The following is a 16,615-nucleotide window of genomic DNA, read 5'->3' as shown; positions in this document are numbered from 1 at the left end:
AAATAATCCCAAAGCTGATAAGAGGAAACTTTTATCAGCTTTTTTATTGCCTATCTTTCTATCTTTCTATCTTTCTATCTTTCTATCTTTTTATTTTTTGAACTTGTTTTGCCTTTGACCTTCACACCGCCAATGGCTCTAAGTATTTCGAATCACAGCAAAGCTGCAAGAGAGAGAATCTCTAGGAGCATACATAAGTATGTGACTAGGGTGAACGAACGTAGCAATACAGCTGTGGTTCGAAAGACGACGAGCGGTGACCTACAAAGAATCTTTACTAGGTTGCCAATTGCAGAAGTTGGTATCCGCCACCATCAAAAGCTGAGTGCCCTCTGGCGACTCCAACCACGCCAAATTCAGCTCTTTCGTCCAGACTTTGGCTCTATCATCTAGCCATTTCTGTGCATACGGTTCGAAAGTAACATCGCGCTTTTCACCATCACAAGTGGTGATTTTACCTTGCTTCCAATACCCTTGATGTAGTTCTACACCACCCACTATCAACGCGGTATTGATATTCAGGATACGGTCAGCTTCAAAACGCCAGCGGTTAATTTCATCAGAGGAAAGCGGGGTTTTGATATTATTTTGCGCGCGCTGCATAAACACAATTTCATTATCTTTACTAAAGCGCAGTTGTTCAGTGATGTTGTTATCCCCTTGATTGAGGACTTGGCTGCGGATCTGCCACAATTTACCATCACGATATTCGAAGAAATTGACGGAGGTGTCGGTTCTTTTATAGGGGCTATACACCACCATTAAGACCAACGGCTGACTCTTCGCATCATTCAGTCTCCACATTCGGATTACGCCTTCATCGGCAATAAATCCGCTGGCACTAAACTCAGGGAGTCGAGGCGAATTAGAAGAACAGGCGCTTAGTATTGAGACTGCTCCCAACACCAGCAACCTTTGGCGAATAAACAAAAGGGGTAACTTCATACCCCCTCTGATAATTCTCGTAGACAATGTACTTATTTTACAGCGTCTTTCAGTGCTTTACCGGCAGAGAATGCTGGTACAGTTGTTGCAGGAATTTGGATTTCTGCTTTAGTTTGTGGGTTACGACCGGTACGAGCTGCACGGTGGCTAACTTTAAAAGTACCGAAACCGACCAGTTGTACTGCTTCGCCGCTTTTCAGAGAATCTGAAATTGCGCTCAGAGTTGCTTCTAAAGCTGCTTTAGCTTGAGTTTTAGTCAGATCTGCTGATTCTGCGATAGCATCAACTAATTCAGTCTTGTTCATAAATTATCCTTACACAGTGTGTTTATCGTTTGCAAAGCATCGAGTGCGTCGGATATGCCAGATAGACAGCCCCTGATACACGCCCCCGATAGCCACTTCTTCTCGCCCCTAAATGTAGAACAGAGTAGGGGTAAATGTGAAGTCTTAGTACACAGCATTACTGCTTTAAGTCACGTTTTCGCACTTAAAAGTGCAAAATTTACGCGACAGTAATGCCGATATTGCTGACACCCGCTTCGCGGAGGTCAGATTTTAATCCTTTAATTAACTCTAAGTCTCGTTCTTCGCAAGCGGCTAATAAGCGGAAAATATCCCATTGAATGTCCCACTCTTCTTCCACAGCAGGCACCACTTTTAGCTCTTCATCGGTCATTTCACGCCCTGCTTGGGTCATTTCAAGCATAGCAACAGTACGAATCGATGCTTCACTGACTAAGATTGCGTGCTCAAGGGTTTCACCACTCAGTTTTGCATGAATGAGTTCACCTAAAGCAATACAAGCGTCGATAGCGGGATAAACACCGTACATATCGAAGTCATCGGCGACTGGAATAATTTCTTCTAACTTCTCTAACTGATTGTCGAAATTGACTTTGCTATCTTTGATAACCAAGGTTTCCCAAACTAAATCAAGGATGGCACGATAAACCTTCGCATCAGCAAATTCAGTTTGCTGGCAAAACATTTGATAATTAGGATACATTCTCTCGCACAGGGATGCCATGAAGGTCATATGCTGCCAGCTTTCTAGTTTCTCTAACCTCAAATGAATAGGATTTCTTAACATAATTTCTGACTCATCAATCTCAATACTTCGCAGTTTACCTGAAAATCTGCCAATGCCACATATTTTGCTGATAATTAGCCAATTTTCTCATTCATTCGCTTAAAAAATGTGCGATTCGAAGCGATTCCATCAGCAAAACGGGTCGGTTCTGGCAATCTATACCCCTGAATACACCGTTTTACCCACTCTAGCGAGGAAATAAAACTGACTTTGTGACCCGGAGAAAGATATAAAGGATTACAGCGTTTCTTACTGCGATAAACCCATCCTAATTGCTCTTGAGCCACTTTCAACATTTCGACGCTTTCAGGTTCAACATTGAGTTCAACATCATCACCACATAAACGGCTTTTTGCTACCCCTATCGTTGCGACATCGGCCAACAATCCGAAATGGCAAGCCACACCAAAACGCCGCGGATGAGCAATACCTTGACCGTCAACCAGCACTAAGTCGGGCTTTTGTTGGATTTTTTCCCACGCAGCCATTAACCCTGGGACTTCACGAAACGAGAGCAACCCGGGTATATAGGGTAACTGAGTTGGGATCCGTGCTATTTGATACTCCACCAATTGCAGCTCAGGCCATGAAAGCACCACAATCACCGCGCGAGTGACGGTACCGTCTTGCTCAAAACCGACATCCGCACCACCAATAAAACGCGGCGGGACAAATTCATCATTCAGAATGACTTGTTGAGCTAGCTCTACCTGCTGTTGTCGCAACTGCTGAGTATCAATTGCCATCACGGAACCATTATTAATAAGGATTAATCATAGATGATAATGATGTACTTACAAGATCCTGTAAATACACCACACATTGAGAGGTTCAAATCGAGATAAAACACCACGTTCTACCTCGATTATGCCTTGGCGGCTACTGATGATATTGACGAGAGAAACGGTGAACCGCGTCCACAAACGCACCCGCATGTTCAGGCGCCACATCTTGATGAATACCATGACCTAAATTGAAGACATGCCCTTCACCTTGACCAAAACCTGCTAAAATGTGCTGCACTTCTTGTTCAATACGCGCAGGTGGTGCATATAACATTGAAGGATCCATATTGCCTTGCAGCGCAACTTTGTCACCAACGCGACGACGAGCATCCGCAATTTCGGTCGTCCAATCCAAACCTAGCGCATCACAGCCTGTTGCCGCCATCTCTTCTAACCACTGCCCGCCACCTTTGGTAAACAGGGTCACAGGCACACGACGACCGTCATTTTCACGAATTAAGCCATCAACAATTTTGTGCATGTAGCGCAAGGAGAATTCCAGATAATCACGCTTAGTCAGCACGCCGCCCCACGTATCGAAAATCATCAGGGATTGAGCGCCTGCGCGCACTTGAGCATTCAGATACAAAATCACGCTATCTGCCAGCTTATCCAGCAGTAAATGCAGCGTATTTGGATCTTCATACATCATTTTTTTGATTTTAGTGAACGCTTTGCTGCTACCACCTTCAACCATATAGGTCGCTAATGTCCACGGGCTACCCGAGAAACCAATCAGTGGTACATCACCATTTAAGGCTTTACGGATGGCACGAACTGCGTCCATCACGTAGCCCAGTTCCATTTCTGGATCGGGAATTGAGATATTTTTAACATCGGCAGCGCTTGCTACTGGTCTTTCAAAACGAGGACCTTCTCCCGTTTCAAAATAAAGACCCAGCCCCATTGCATCGGGGATGGTCAGAATATCTGAGAATAAAATTGCGGCGTCTAATGGAAAACGACGAAGTGGCTGTAACGTGACTTCGCACGCTAACTCAGTATTTTTGCATAAAGCAATAAAATCACCAGCTTCTGCGCGGGTCGCTTTGTATTCTGGTAGGTAACGCCCGGCTTGACGCATCATCCATACTGGGGTCACATCTACAGGCTGACGTAGCAACGCACGTAGATAGCGGTCATTTTTCAACTCAGTCATTATTTACTCCATTATTATTGTGGCCGCCGCAAATGGCTAAGGCGCCATATTATACCAGCAAAGGGAAACAATATCAGCGCCAGCGCAATTAGTGGTTATCTTCATCAAATTGACGACATAACACCACACTATCTTCAATTAATCGCCGAGCAATCGTATCTCCCGGTGGGATCAGCGGCAGATCATTATAGTGATACCAGTTAGCGCTCACTAACTCTTTAGGATCCACTTGAATGTCCCCACTATCATAATCAGCTAAAAAGCCCATCATCAGTGAGTGTGGGAATGGCCAAGGCTGGGAAGAGACATAACGAATATTGCGCACTTTTATATGGCTCTCCTCCATCACTTCGCGAGCCACCGCCTCTTCTAAGGTTTCCCCCACTTCCACAAACCCTGCTAACACCGTGAACAGCGGATTTTGTGAATGGCGACGATGTTGTGCCAGCAAAATATGATCATCGCGGCGAATACCAACGATAATACATGGGGCAATTTGTGGATAATAACGTTCATGGCAGTGGTCGCACAAACACGCCCATTCCGTTGAACTATGGCGCATCGCCGTTCCGCAATAACCACAGTAACGATGAGAACGATAAAATTCCGCGAGTTGTACACCCCGTCCAGCTAAACGAAATAGCCCTTCATCTTGGGAAGCGACCACGCGAGGGGAAGCCATATCTGATGGCATTTTTTCAGCAATCAGCCAGACAATTTCCCCTTGCCACTCACCTATGGGAGTGGCTAGTTTCCCCGTTAATCCAAATTGCTGTGCAGCACCTTTAGGTACATCACCTTGGGGCAGCCACAACCGCCCCGCAAAGCAGACAAACCACCAGCCGCTTTCGGTTCCTGCTAATGTGTGTTTATTCATTCTGTTTCTCTATGTCAGCACGCTGAGTTGCGGTTAAAGATACGCTTGTTTTATAGATTGTCATACAACCGTTTGATTCGTCACTACCCTTTCATTATTTTGACACTTTTTAGACATTTAAACGTCACAGCATCTAAAAAGTGTCACACAACTGTCAATTCATTGTCATCTCGAATAATTAGCATGCCAACTAACCAATACGGCGACTCTTATAGAGAGAAACAAGATGAAAGCTATCGTACCTGCAATTTTACTGTCACTCAGCACTTCTCAAATGGCATTTGCGGCTGACAGCGATTTAACACAACTTATCGAAGCTGCAAAGAAAGAAGGCCAAGTTTATAGCGTCGGGATGCCTGATACATGGGCAAACTGGAAAGGCACATGGCAGGATTTATCGACAGAATACGGTTTAAAGCATCAAGATACGGACATGAGCTCTGCGCAGGAAATTGCAAAATTTGCCGCTGAGAAAAATAACGCTACCGCAGATATCGGTGATGTCGGCGCGTCATTTGGTCCGGTTGCAGTACAAAAAGGGGTCACTCAGCCGTACAAACCGACCACTTGGTCACAAGTGCCTGATTGGGCAAAAGACAAAGACGGCCACTGGGCATTAGCTTACACTGGCACGATCGCGTTTATGATCAATAAAGACTTAGTTAAAGACGCACCAAAAAGCTGGGATGATTTACTTAAAGGAAAATATAAAGTCACCGTTGGGGATGTGGGCATTGCCGCACAAGCCAACAACGCCGTATTAGCAGCCGCTTTTGCACGTGGTGGTGATGAAAATAACCTGAAGCCTGCCATTGAATTCTTTGGCGAATTAGCGAAACAGAAACGTTTATCCGTCAATGACCCAACCGTTGCCAACATCGAAAAAGGCGAAGTGGAAGTGGGCATTTTATGGGACTTCAACGCACTGAACTACCGTGACCAAATAAACCGCGACCGCTTTATCGTAGTGATCCCATCCGATGGCAGCGTTATCTCCGGCTATACCACTATCATCAATAAGTTTGCTAAAAACCCAAATGCCGCGAAATTAGCCCGCGAATTTATCTTCAGTGATAAAGGGCAAATCAACCTTGCAGAAGGTTATGCGCGCCCAATTCGTGCTCAATACCTGACACTGCCTGCGGATATCCAAGCCAAATTACTGCCAGATGAGCAATACAAAAATGTTCACCCGATTAAAGATGCGCAAGGCTGGGAAAAGTCATCACGCAACTTACCGAAAATGTGGCAGCAGCAAGTATTAATTCACCAGCAATAATCGCAATTAGGAATCAACAGTCTGATGTCTGAAAAAGTCATACTTGTTGTTCTCGACGGTTTAAGTTATTCAGTAGCCCATCAATGTATGGGCTATCTCAATGGTCTTATCAAAGCCGATAGAGCAACACTTTATAAAATGGAGTGTGAGCTCCCATCCATGTCTCGCCCGCTGTACGAATGCATTTTGACGGGCATTCCTCCGGTTCAAAGTGGCATCGTCAACAACGATGTGGTACGACTTTCTCACTTCGATAGCATCTTTTCATTGGCTCACCAAGCCGGAAAAACGACAGCGGCAGCAGCCTATTATTGGGTCAGTGAGCTGTATAATCGCGCGCCATTTGAGGCGAATCGTGACCGATTTACACATGATAAGCAGCTGCCTATTCAGCATGGTTGCTTCTACCAAGCAGACCACTACCCTGATGACCACCTGTTTATGGATGCGGAATACCTGCGTACCCAACACGACCCCGATTTTTTGCTGATCCACCCAATGAATATCGATGATGCGGGGCACAAGTTTGGTTTTGATTCGTCCCAATATCGCAATGCGGCTCGCAAAGCAGACATTTATTTATCCCATTACTTACCGATGTGGATAGAGCAAGGCTACCAAATCATCATCACCAGCGACCACGGGATGAATAACGACCGTAGCCACGGTGGTATTTTACCGGAAGAGTGTACGGTTCCGCTGTTGACTATTGGCAGCGCATTCTCTCATCGCCCAGACGTTCCGATGGAACAAACAGCGATTTGTGGCACCGTTTGCCAACTACTGGGTGTGCCATTCTCAAACAAAACTGTCTGTGATGATTTACTGGCAGGAGGTCGCTAATGGCGGATATCCCTGCCAACGACCAGTCCCGTCAACAAGAGGGAGGCTTAACCATGTTTAACAAGCCCAATGTGCGTTTTCACTGGCACGCCGCACTGTTAATCGTGCCATTTATTGTGCTGTTTTGCCTGTTTCAAATCGCCCCGATGATTTGGGTACTCTTCAACAGTTTTGTCTACGAAGAAGCATGGTCTTTTGAGAATTACGTAGAGATCTTCACCAACGATTTCTATCTACAAGCATTTCAAAACACTTTGTGGCTATCGCTGATTTGTAGCGTTGTTGGTTTGCTTATCGCTTGTGTAACGGCATTTTCTATCTATAAGATGCAAGGCAAAGTGCGCAATTTCATGATTTCGTTTACCACCATGGCGAGCAACTTCAGCGGCGTACCGTTAGCCTTCGCGTTTATTATTATCTTAGGTTTTAACGGAGCCATTACCCTGCAACTTAAAGCGTGGGGATGGATTGATGATTTTAATATCTACAGCGCCAGCGGCTTGATGCTGCTGTATATCTACTTCCAAATCCCACTCGGTATTTTACTGCTTTACCCTGCATTCGATGCACTCAAACCTGAGTGGGAAGATGCCGCAAAAACTATGGGAGCCAGCAAGTTAACCTATTGGCTGAAAGTGGGTATTCCGGTCATTTCTCCTGCACTGTTAGGCACATTTATTATCTTGGTTGCCAATGCCGTTGGCGCTTATGCCAGTACTTACGCACTCACCAGTGGTAACTACAACCTAGTGACTATCCGCATTGCCAGCCTTGTCTCTGGCGACCTGTTCTTAGAGCCAAATATGGCAGCCGCGCTATCCGTTGTTCTGATTGCGATCCTCGGGTTTATCACCGCCATTCACCACTGGTTATTAAAGCGGAGCTACCATGCTAAATCCTAATATTCGTAGCCCAAAAGCACCGAGTTTACTGTTTCATAAAATGGTTCTTGGTACCGTTGCCGCCATTCTTGCGCTGCCGATTATCGCCACCTTTATTTACTCCATTTCGAGCTCATGGGGTGCGACGATTATGCCTGATGCCCTATCCATCAAATGGTATCTACAACTATGGCAAGATCCACGATTTCTAATGGCATTTGGACGATCACTCTTGATCTGCTTTGGCACATTGCTGATCAGCGTGCTCGTGATTTTACCCATGACTTTTGCCGTTTTTTACCGCTTTCCAAACCTCAAAGGGTTGATGGATTTACTGATTATTCTCCCTTTTGCGATCCCACCCGTGGTCTCTTCAGTCGGTTTACTGCAAATCTTTGCGGATGAGCCATTCATGTTGGTCGGTACCCCGTGGATCTTAATTGGCACCTACTTCACCATTACATTGCCATTTATGTACCGCGCACTGGCGAATAGCTTTCAAGGAATCAATCTGCATGACTTAATGGACGCCGCTCACTTACTCGGTGCCAGCACCTTTAAGGCCTTTTTAATGATAGTGCTGCCAAATATCCGTAAAGGGTTATTGGTTTCTTTACTGATTTCCTTCTCATTCTTAATGGGGGAGTTCGTATTCGCCAATATCTTAGTGGGAACCCGTTTCGAAACCTTGCAGATCTATCTGTTTAATATGCGCCAAACTAGCGGACACTTTACCTCTGCGCTAGTGATGTCTTACTTCTTATTTACGTTGCTGCTGACTTGGTTAGCAACGCGCTTGAATCGTGCGGGAGATGAACGATGAGCTACGTCATTGCCGAAAACCTAACTAAATCCTTTGGTCAGAACCAAGTATTCTCTGATATCCAGTTTACGATTGAACAAGGGGAATTTATTACGCTATTGGGGCCAAGTGGCTGTGGGAAATCCACGTTACTGCGCTGTATTGCGGGACTTGAACAGCCTGACAGCGGGGAGCTGTATATCAACCGCCAGAATATCACTCAGCAGCCAGCTCAACAGCGCGGCGTGGGCATGGTGTTTCAAAGCTACGCTCTATTCCCAAATATGACCGTGGCTGAAAACATCGCATTTGGGTTGAAAATGCGCAAGATGCCCGCCACTGAGCGCGATAAAGCCGTGGCAGAAGTCATTGATATGGTGGAATTACAAGGAAAAGAGAACCAATATCCGCACCAGCTTTCGGGTGGTCAGCGCCAACGTGTCGCCCTCGCCCGTGCATTGGTGATGAAGCCGCAAATTTTACTCCTCGATGAGCCGTTATCCGCCCTTGATGCACGTATTCGTAAGCACTTACGCCAGCAAATTCGTGAAATCCAGCGAGAGCTGAAGCTCACTACCATTTTCGTCACCCACGACCAAGACGAAGCAATGATTATGTCTGACCGCATCTTCTTAATGAACAAAGGCTCGATTATCCAAAGCGATACCGCGGAAAATATCTATACTCAGCCTGCCACTGAATTTGTGGCTCGATTTATGGGGCATTACAATCTGGTGGAAGCAGAAAAAGCCAATGGGATGTTGGGCGTCAATTTACAAGGCACCCTCGCCATTCGCCCTGAGTCCATTTATGTTCGCGAAGTCGGACGCCAATATGGCAGCCATATTTCCGCCCCTGTAGATGCCGTGATCCTTGACCACCAGCTTTTAGGGAATATTATTCGCTATAGCGTGAACACGCCTGCGGGGGATATGACCGTAGACTTGCTCAACCGCTCATCCGAGCGTTTATTTGAGCCAGGCACACGCCTTGAGTTAATGTTTAATAAAAATGAAATTCGTGCTTTAAGTTAATCAACGACGAGCTAGTCAACGAAAGGAACCTCATGCAAAACCCGTCTACACAAACCAAATTAGCGATTTTTGATCTCGATGACACCCTGATCCGTGGCGATAGTAGCGTACTTTGGACGCAATATTTGTGGGATAAGAAAATCATTACCGACCCACGTTTTGTCGAAGCCGATAAAGAGATGATGGCGCAATACAACGCGGGCAATTTGGATATGGTGACTTACTTAAAGTTTAGTTTGCAGACCCTTGCTGGCATCAAGACAGAGCAAGTCGATGAGTGGTTAGATGATTTTGTGGATACCATTATCATTCCGCGCATTTACCCTAGCGCATTAAGCACTATCGCCTCATATCGATCTCAAGGGATCCCGATCATTGTGATCTCTGCAACGGTTACCTTTATCGTGAAGAAGATCGCGGATCACCTTGGCGCCGATGTCACGATGGGCATTGATATTAAGCGTTCAAATGGCTGCTACACCACCGAAGTTGACGGTATCCCGACCTTTAAAGAGGGTAAAGTTAAGCGTTTAACTCAGTGGATTTCCCACCAGCCAATCACCGATGCGTATATTTATTTCTACACCGATTCCGCCAATGACCTACCAATGTGTCATTTCGCCGATGAGACATTTATCGTCAACGGCGACCCGCGCCTTCTCCAAGCCGCCAACGAAAATCACTGGCCGCAGTATTCGTGGAGTTTGTAAAACCCATATTTAGCCAACCTAGTTTTAACTTTTAATTTCTAGGTTTTGGATTTTTACCCAATACACTGATTTCCCTAAATTATTCGAGTGAGAAGAAGGCGGCAAGCGAGGATATCCCTAGGAGCATACACAAGTATGTGACTAGGGTAGCCGAGAGAAGCCAACGCACTTATCGCTTGAAGAATGACGGGGAAACTTTATACTGATTAATTCTTGTCGGAGTGCCTAGCATGTGCAAACATCAGGCTGAGACCGTTAATTCGGGATCCGCGGAACCTGATCGGGTTAATACCCGCGAAGGGAACAAGAGTAATCATTCAGCGCAATTTTCGCTTATTTATTTGGCGAAAAACTAGCCGCAACGCCTTACCATTACTCCTCCGAACTCCAGACAAGCAACTTTCTTTCGATAAACCCGCTATTGGCGCTTTACGCCGTATAGCCTGTGACGATGTCAGGAAATTGCTATGTCCAATAATGCTAATAATGCAGTTATACCGAGTACCGATATTTCCCCTAAAGCTGCACCAGCACGCTCTCGAAAAGAGCAGCGTGATGCCGCAGAAGACTTTATCAATACCATTTCCGGTGTTTCATTCCCAAACTCTGAACGTATCTACCTGCAAGGCTCGCGGGATGACATCCAAGTTCCCATGCGCGAAATCCAGCTCTCCCCAACGCTTATCGGCGGAGACAAAGATAATCCCAAATTTGAAGATAACGAGGCCGTCCCTGTTTATGACACCTCAGGTCCTTACGGCGACCCGGCCGCTGAACTCAATGTTCACAAAGGATTGAAAAAAATCCGTGCGCCGTGGATCAGTGAACGCGCGGATACTGTTGCTGTCGAAAATCTCAGCTCCGACTTTACCCAGCAGCGCTTAGCCGATGCGGGCTTAGATCACTTACGTTTTAATCACCGCCCTGCACCACTGAAAGCGCAAACAGACAAATGCGTCACTCAGTTGCATTATGCTCGTCAAGGTATTGTGACCCCTGAAATGGAATTTATCGCCATCCGTGAAAATATGGGTCGTGAACGCATTCGCAGTGAAGTGTTAAGGCAGCAACATCCGGGGCAAAGCTTTGGTGCTATTTTGCCAGAAAATATTACGCCGGAATTTGTACGCCAAGAAGTGGCGGCAGGTCGCGCTATCATCCCTGCCAATATTAACCATCCAGAATCTGAGCCGATGATTATCGGGCGCAATTTCTTAGTGAAAGTGAATGCCAATATCGGTAACTCCTCCGTGACTTCATCCATCGAAGAAGAGGTGGAAAAACTGATTTGGTCTACTCGCTGGGGTGCAGATACGGTGATGGATTTATCCACAGGTCGTTATATTCACGAAACCCGCGAATGGATTTTACGTAATAGCCCAGTGCCAATTGGTACCGTACCTATCTACCAAGCGCTCGAAAAAGTGAACGGTGTTGCTGAAAACCTCACGTGGGAAATGTTCCGCGATACTCTGCTAGAGCAAGCCGAACAAGGAGTAGATTACTTCACTATCCATGCCGGCGTTTTACTGCGCTACGTACCAATGACGGCGAAGCGCCTGACCGGCATAGTCTCCCGTGGCGGCTCTATCATGGCGAAATGGTGTTTATCCCACCACCAAGAAAACTTCCTGTATGAGCATTTCCGTGAAATTTGCGAAATTTGTGCCGCTTATGATGTTTCCCTGTCTCTTGGTGATGGGTTACGTCCGGGTTCTGTGCAAGATGCCAACGATGAAGCCCAATTCTCAGAGTTGCATACCTTAGGCGAGCTGACCAAAATTGCATGGGAATACGATGTGCAGGTGATGATTGAAGGACCGGGGCATGTGCCGATGCAGATGATCCGCCGCAATATGACCGAAGAGCTAGAGCACTGCCACGAAGCCCCATTCTATACGTTAGGCCCCCTAACCACCGATATCGCACCGGGCTATGACCACTTCACTTCCGGTATTGGCGCAGCAATGATCGGCTGGTTTGGTTGTGCGATGCTGTGCTACGTGACGCCAAAAGAGCACCTTGGTTTACCGAACAAAGAAGACGTCAAACAGGGGCTGATTACCTACAAGATTGCTGCCCACGCCGCTGATCTCGCGAAAGGTCATCCGGGTGCGCAAATTCGTGATAATGCCATGTCCAAAGCGCGTTTTGAGTTCCGTTGGGAAGACCAGTTTAACCTCGCCCTAGACCCTGAAACCGCGCGTAAATATCACGATGAAACCTTACCGCAAGCGTCAGGGAAAATCGCCCACTTCTGCTCTATGTGTGGACCAAAATTCTGCTCCATGAAGATTTCCCAAGAAGTTCGTGACTATGCTGCACAAAAAGAGGCGGGCATGGAGCAGATGTCGGAAGCTTTCCGCGCTCACGGTAGCGAACTCTATCATGGGGCTGAGATTGCTGAGGTCGTGAGTGATGAACAAAACGCTTAATCTCCCAAATAGCCCATTTCCACCGACCGAACACTGCCTCGGTCTGTACCCGGTTGTGGATTCTGTTGAATGGATTGAACGCCTGCTAAATGCAGGTGTTTCCACCTTGCAATTGCGCATCAAAGACAAGCAAGACCACCAAGTACGTGAACAGATCCAGCAAGCAATAGCCCTTGGCAAGCAGCATAATGCCCGATTATTTATTAATGACTATTGGCGTTTAGCCATAGAGCTGGGAGCCTATGGCGTACACTTAGGGCAAGAAGATCTGGAAACTACCGATCTAGTAGCGATTCACCAAGCGGAGCTACGGCTGGGGATCTCCACCCACGATCCTGATGAAGTCGCGATAGCCAAAACGGTGCGTCCGTCTTATATCGCACTGGGGCATATCTTTCCAACCCAAACCAAGCAGATGCCTTCCTCGCCGCAAGGTTTAGAAGCGTTAAAACAGATGGTTGAGGAGACGCCAGACTATCCGACAGTGGCAATAGGCGGGATATCCATTGAACGCGTGCCTGCCGTGCTCGCCACTGGCGTTGGCAGTGTAGCGGTTGTCAGTGCCATCACACAAGCCGATGACTGGCAAAGTGCAACGCGAACATTGCTGGATCTGGTTGAATCGACCTCTCGCTTAAAGGAAAACGACCATGCTCAATGATCTCGAATTTATGCGTTATAGCCGCCAATTACTGCTTGAGGATGTCAGCCCTGAAGGGCAACAAAAACTCAAACAAAGCAAGGTACTGATTGTCGGTTTAGGTGGACTAGGCTCCCCTGCAAGTTTGTATCTCGCGGGAGCGGGTGTCGGTGAATTATGGATAGCGGATCATGATGACCTGCATGTGTCTAACTTGCAGCGCCAAGTGCTGTATGACACGCAGGATATTAACCAGTCGAAAGCGCAGCTGGCCGCAGCGCGTTTAAAGCAGCTTAACCCCCATACTAAGACGCGCATTTTCCAACAAAAGCTTGATGCGGACAGCTTACATCCCTTAGTGGAACAGGTGGATTTGGTGCTGGATTGCTGTGACAACATGGCCACTCGCCATGCGGTCAATGCCGCGTGCGTCATTAGCAATACCCCGCTCGTCAGCGGCAGTGCCGTTGGCTTTGGTGGGCAATTGATGGTTCTTGAGCCTCCTTTTCAATCTGGCTGCTACGCCTGTTTGTATCCCGACCAAGAAGAACCACAACGTAATTGCCGCACGGCGGGGGTTTTAGGTCCGGTGGTAGGAGTGATTGGGACGTTACAAGCATTAGAAGCCATCAAATTGCTGGTGGGATTACCGTCCCCGTTAAGTGGAAAACTACGCCTGTTTGATGGAAAGCAGCAGCAATGGAATACCTTGCAGCTGACCCGTTCAAAACATTGCCCTGTCTGCCGAGAGGTCACATGCATATCATAATCAATGACCAGCCGATGGAGGTTGAATCGCCCATTACCGTCCACCAGCTATTAACGCAACTCGGGCAAAGTACATCCGGCTCAGCACTGGCTATCAACCAAGTCATCATTCCTAAAAGCCAGTGGGAAAGTCATTTTTTGAATGAACAAGACAACATTCTGCTGTTTCAAGCTATCGCAGGGGGTTAATGATGTTAAAAATTGCTGATGTCACTTTTCAGTCACGTTTATTTACCGGAACAGGCAAGTTTGCCAATCCAACATTAATGCAGCAAGCCATCCAAGCATCGAGCAGCCAGCTGGTGACCATGGCGATGAAACGCGTTAATTTACGTGGGCAAGATGATGGTATTTTACAGCCACTTCAAGAGTTAGGAGTTAAATTGCTTCCCAATACTTCCGGCGCCAAGAATGCCCAAGAAGCGATTTTTGCTGCGCGTCTCGCTCGTGAAGCCCTCGGCACTCATTGGGTAAAACTCGAAATCCATCCCGATGTCCGTTACTTATTGCCAGACCCTATCGAAACGTTACTCGCAGCAGAGCAACTGGTTAAAGAAGGATTTGTGGTGTTGCCTTATTGCAGCGCGGATCCCGTGCTATGTAAGCGACTGGAAGAAGTGGGCTGCGCTGCCGTGATGCCTCTGGGCGCGCCGATTGGTACCAATAAAGGCTTAGTGACTAAGGAGATGCTGCAAATCATCATCGAACAGGCTAATGTACCAGTAGTGGTGGATGCAGGAATTGGCGCACCTAGCCATGCCGCCGAAGCTATTGAGATGGGCGCCGATGCGGTGCTAGTCAATACCGCCATTGCCGTGGCTAAACAGCCCATATTAATGGCACAAGCCTTTAAAATGGCGGTCGAAGCTGCACAACTCGCTCGCCAAAGTGGACTTGCGGCACCCAAACAGAGAGCGGAGGCATCTAGTCCTCTGACTCAATTTTTGGAGGCGCTGCAATGATTGAAAGCTTTCGGGAGCGTTGGGAACAGTTAGATTGGGACAACCTTACATTACAGATCAATAGCAAAACCGCCTCGGATGTAGAGCAAGCGTTGCAGAGTGATACATTGACTCTCGATGATTTTATGGCGTTGCTTTCCCCTGCGGCGCGGCATTACATCGAGCCGATGGCACAAAAGGCGCAGCGCCTAACGCGTCAACGCTTCGGCCATACCGTTGGATTTTATGTTCCTTTGTACCTTTCCAACTTATGTGCCAATGACTGTACCTATTGCGGGTTTTCGATGAGCAACCGCATTAAGCGCAAAACCCTCGACGATGCCGAAATTGTCCGTGAATGCGAAACCATCCGCCAAATCGGTTTTGACAGTTTGCTCTTGGTAACAGGTGAACATCAAACCAAAGTCGGAATGGACTATTTTCGTCGCCATATCCCGGTGATCCGCTCCTATTTCAGTTCCCTTATGATGGAGGTTCAGCCCTTATCAACCGAAGAGTATCGTGAGCTGAAAACCTTAGGATTAGATGGTGTGATGGTATACCAAGAAACCTACCATGAGCCGACTTATCAACTTCATCATTTAAAAGGCAAAAAACAGGATTTTCATTGGCGATTAGCAACGCCAGAGCGCCTTGGTCAAGCGGGTGTTGATAAAATTGGATTGGGGGCATTAATCGGGCTTTCCAGTAGCTGGCGAACGGATTGTTACATGGTGGCAGAGCATCTTCTGTATATGCAGCAACACTATTGGCAAAGCCGCTATTCTATTTCATTTCCACGCTTGCGCCCTTGCGCGGGAGGAATCGAACCCGCCTCGCTGATGGGGGATGCTGAGCTGGTTCAGTTAATCTGTGCATTTCGCTTGCTTGCCCCAACGGTAGAATTGTCGCTATCCACCCGAGAATCCCCTTATTTTCGGGATCATGTGGTACCACTGGCGATTAACAGCGTCAGTGCTGGCTCTAAAACCCAACCAGGAGGCTATGCGGATTCGAAAACCGAGTTAGAGCAGTTCTCGCCCCACGATAACCGCAGTGCAGCACAAGTCGCACATGCCTTAGTACAAGCCGGTCTACAACCTGTTTGGAAAGATTGGGATGGCTACTTAGGACGTTAATGGCTCCATTTTTAATGGGAAATATTGAAGAGAATATTTCCCATTAAATGGAACTAAGAATATACGACGTTTAATTTTTAAATAATAATATTAATCTGATCACAAAAACTAAAAGAATACGTCATCAATCAGTCTGAATTAAAATATTAATAATATTTAAAAAATATTTTAATAGTTTTTTAAACTACGATGAATTTATGATAATAGTATAACTGAATTTTAAATTGTTATTATCTTCGTTAAATAACAATTTAAGTTAGGAAAGATGAATATCTAGTATTAAAT

At 46.7% G+C, this 16,615-nt stretch carries 18 protein-coding genes and 1 riboswitch; of the genes, 12 read left to right on the top strand and 6 right to left on the bottom strand.

The window, feature by feature from the left end:
- Positions 1-261: 261 nt before the first annotated feature.
- The 6 genes from M5X66_RS01890 to nudC form a co-directional block, all read right to left on the bottom strand.
- Positions 262-945, bottom strand: a complete 684-nt coding sequence (locus M5X66_RS01890) for a DUF1481 domain-containing protein (RefSeq protein ID WP_080675654.1) — start codon at positions 943-945, stop codon at positions 262-264.
- Between the two features lie 32 nt (positions 946-977).
- On the bottom strand, positions 978-1,250 hold the full coding sequence (locus M5X66_RS01885; protein ID WP_006657071.1) for an HU family DNA-binding protein: 273 nt from the start codon (positions 1,248-1,250) through the stop codon (positions 978-980).
- 199 nt (positions 1,251-1,449) lie between these two features.
- Positions 1,450-2,037 (bottom strand): YjaG family protein, encoded by a 588-nt coding sequence (locus M5X66_RS01880; protein ID WP_036953566.1) that lies wholly within the window; start codon positions 2,035-2,037, stop codon positions 1,450-1,452.
- A gap of 74 nt (positions 2,038-2,111) precedes the next feature.
- Positions 2,112-2,783, bottom strand: coding sequence for a deoxyribonuclease V (gene nfi, locus M5X66_RS01875; protein WP_154636980.1), 672 nt, complete (start codon positions 2,781-2,783; stop codon positions 2,112-2,114).
- 133 nt (positions 2,784-2,916) lie between these two features.
- On the bottom strand, positions 2,917-3,981 hold the full coding sequence (hemE, locus tag M5X66_RS01870; protein ID WP_154636981.1) for a uroporphyrinogen decarboxylase: 1,065 nt from the start codon (positions 3,979-3,981) through the stop codon (positions 2,917-2,919).
- An 88-nt stretch (positions 3,982-4,069) separates the two neighbouring features.
- Positions 4,070-4,858 (bottom strand): NAD(+) diphosphatase, encoded by a 789-nt coding sequence (nudC, locus tag M5X66_RS01865; RefSeq protein ID WP_036953575.1) that lies wholly within the window; start codon positions 4,856-4,858, stop codon positions 4,070-4,072.
- A 226-nt stretch (positions 4,859-5,084) separates the two neighbouring features.
- Between nudC and M5X66_RS01860 the strand changes: the two genes are divergently transcribed.
- From M5X66_RS01860 to thiH, 12 genes are all read left to right on the top strand, one after another.
- On the top strand, positions 5,085-6,137 hold the full coding sequence (locus tag M5X66_RS01860) for an ABC transporter substrate-binding protein (RefSeq protein WP_036953578.1): 1,053 nt from the start codon (positions 5,085-5,087) through the stop codon (positions 6,135-6,137).
- A 24-nt stretch (positions 6,138-6,161) separates the two neighbouring features.
- Complete coding sequence (locus tag M5X66_RS01855; protein WP_036953581.1) at positions 6,162-6,980, top strand: alkaline phosphatase family protein; 819 nt, start codon at positions 6,162-6,164, stop codon at positions 6,978-6,980.
- On the top strand, positions 6,980-7,882 hold the full coding sequence (locus tag M5X66_RS01850) for an ABC transporter permease (protein WP_036953584.1): 903 nt from the start codon (positions 6,980-6,982) through the stop codon (positions 7,880-7,882). Before M5X66_RS01855 ends, M5X66_RS01850 begins: the two co-directional genes overlap by 1 nt.
- A complete protein-coding gene (locus tag M5X66_RS01845) occupies positions 7,869-8,684 on the top strand; it encodes an ABC transporter permease (protein WP_036953587.1) in 816 nt (271 codons plus the stop codon). Before M5X66_RS01850 ends, M5X66_RS01845 begins: the two co-directional genes overlap by 14 nt.
- Entirely contained in the window at positions 8,681-9,697 is a 1,017-nt protein-coding gene (locus tag M5X66_RS01840) for an ABC transporter ATP-binding protein (RefSeq protein WP_154599616.1), read from the top strand. The genes M5X66_RS01845 and M5X66_RS01840 overlap by 4 nt, the downstream gene beginning before the upstream one ends.
- Positions 9,698-9,729: 32 nt before the next feature.
- Positions 9,730-10,407, top strand: coding sequence for an HAD family hydrolase (locus M5X66_RS01835; protein WP_036953593.1), 678 nt, complete (start codon positions 9,730-9,732; stop codon positions 10,405-10,407).
- 207 nt (positions 10,408-10,614) lie between these two features.
- A riboswitch (TPP riboswitch) is annotated at positions 10,615-10,727 on the top strand.
- 147 nt (positions 10,728-10,874) lie between these two features.
- The gene (gene thiC, locus M5X66_RS01830) at positions 10,875-12,842 is read left to right on the top strand and encodes a phosphomethylpyrimidine synthase ThiC (protein WP_270103829.1); all 1,968 of its coding nucleotides are present in this window, start codon (positions 10,875-10,877) and stop codon (positions 12,840-12,842) included.
- On the top strand, positions 12,826-13,503 hold the full coding sequence (thiE, locus tag M5X66_RS01825) for a thiamine phosphate synthase (protein WP_108479689.1): 678 nt from the start codon (positions 12,826-12,828) through the stop codon (positions 13,501-13,503). Before thiC ends, thiE begins: the two co-directional genes overlap by 17 nt.
- Positions 13,493-14,251 (top strand): HesA/MoeB/ThiF family protein, encoded by a 759-nt coding sequence (locus M5X66_RS01820; RefSeq protein WP_154634087.1) that lies wholly within the window; start codon positions 13,493-13,495, stop codon positions 14,249-14,251. Before thiE ends, M5X66_RS01820 begins: the two co-directional genes overlap by 11 nt.
- A complete protein-coding gene (gene thiS, locus M5X66_RS01815; protein WP_036953608.1) occupies positions 14,239-14,439 on the top strand; it encodes a sulfur carrier protein ThiS in 201 nt (66 codons plus the stop codon). The genes M5X66_RS01820 and thiS overlap by 13 nt, the downstream gene beginning before the upstream one ends.
- A 2-nt stretch (positions 14,440-14,441) precedes the next feature.
- Positions 14,442-15,212 carry a thiazole synthase gene (locus M5X66_RS01810; RefSeq protein ID WP_154636986.1) on the top strand — a complete coding sequence of 257 codons (771 nt, stop codon included), beginning with the start codon at positions 14,442-14,444 and terminating at the stop codon, positions 15,210-15,212.
- Positions 15,209-16,330 (top strand): 2-iminoacetate synthase ThiH, encoded by a 1,122-nt coding sequence (thiH, locus tag M5X66_RS01805; protein ID WP_036953614.1) that lies wholly within the window; start codon positions 15,209-15,211, stop codon positions 16,328-16,330. Before M5X66_RS01810 ends, thiH begins: the two co-directional genes overlap by 4 nt.
- The last annotated feature ends 285 nt before the right edge of the window (positions 16,331-16,615 follow it).

Source organism: Providencia sp. PROV188 (assembly GCF_027595165.1).
GTDB classification, from domain to species: domain Bacteria; phylum Pseudomonadota; class Gammaproteobacteria; order Enterobacterales; family Enterobacteriaceae; genus Providencia; species Providencia lanzhouensis.
Note: the sequence above shows the minus strand (reverse complement) of the source record. Positions and strands in the feature narration are given on the sequence as shown.

Coding starts and splice junctions, on each gene's coding strand:
- M5X66_RS01890 (WP_080675654.1), bottom strand. CDS start 945: ATGAAGTTACCCCTTTTGTTTATTCGCCAAAGGTTGCTGGTGTTGGGA.
- M5X66_RS01885 (WP_006657071.1), bottom strand. CDS start 1,250: ATGAACAAGACTGAATTAGTTGATGCTATCGCAGAATCAGCAGATCTG.
- M5X66_RS01880 (WP_036953566.1), bottom strand. CDS start 2,037: ATGTTAAGAAATCCTATTCATTTGAGGTTAGAGAAACTAGAAAGCTGG.
- nfi (WP_154636980.1), bottom strand. CDS start 2,783: ATGGCAATTGATACTCAGCAGTTGCGACAACAGCAGGTAGAGCTAGCT.
- hemE (WP_154636981.1), bottom strand. CDS start 3,981: ATGACTGAGTTGAAAAATGACCGCTATCTACGTGCGTTGCTACGTCAG.
- nudC (WP_036953575.1), bottom strand. CDS start 4,858: ATGAATAAACACACATTAGCAGGAACCGAAAGCGGCTGGTGGTTTGTC.
- M5X66_RS01860 (WP_036953578.1), top strand. CDS start 5,085: ATGAAAGCTATCGTACCTGCAATTTTACTGTCACTCAGCACTTCTCAA.
- M5X66_RS01855 (WP_036953581.1), top strand. CDS start 6,162: ATGTCTGAAAAAGTCATACTTGTTGTTCTCGACGGTTTAAGTTATTCA.
- M5X66_RS01850 (WP_036953584.1), top strand. CDS start 6,980: ATGGCGGATATCCCTGCCAACGACCAGTCCCGTCAACAAGAGGGAGGC.
- M5X66_RS01845 (WP_036953587.1), top strand. CDS start 7,869: ATGCTAAATCCTAATATTCGTAGCCCAAAAGCACCGAGTTTACTGTTT.
- M5X66_RS01840 (WP_154599616.1), top strand. CDS start 8,681: ATGAGCTACGTCATTGCCGAAAACCTAACTAAATCCTTTGGTCAGAAC.
- M5X66_RS01835 (WP_036953593.1), top strand. CDS start 9,730: ATGCAAAACCCGTCTACACAAACCAAATTAGCGATTTTTGATCTCGAT.
- thiC (WP_270103829.1), top strand. CDS start 10,875: ATGTCCAATAATGCTAATAATGCAGTTATACCGAGTACCGATATTTCC.
- thiE (WP_108479689.1), top strand. CDS start 12,826: ATGAACAAAACGCTTAATCTCCCAAATAGCCCATTTCCACCGACCGAA.
- M5X66_RS01820 (WP_154634087.1), top strand. CDS start 13,493: ATGCTCAATGATCTCGAATTTATGCGTTATAGCCGCCAATTACTGCTT.
- thiS (WP_036953608.1), top strand. CDS start 14,239: ATGCATATCATAATCAATGACCAGCCGATGGAGGTTGAATCGCCCATT.
- M5X66_RS01810 (WP_154636986.1), top strand. CDS start 14,442: ATGTTAAAAATTGCTGATGTCACTTTTCAGTCACGTTTATTTACCGGA.
- thiH (WP_036953614.1), top strand. CDS start 15,209: ATGATTGAAAGCTTTCGGGAGCGTTGGGAACAGTTAGATTGGGACAAC.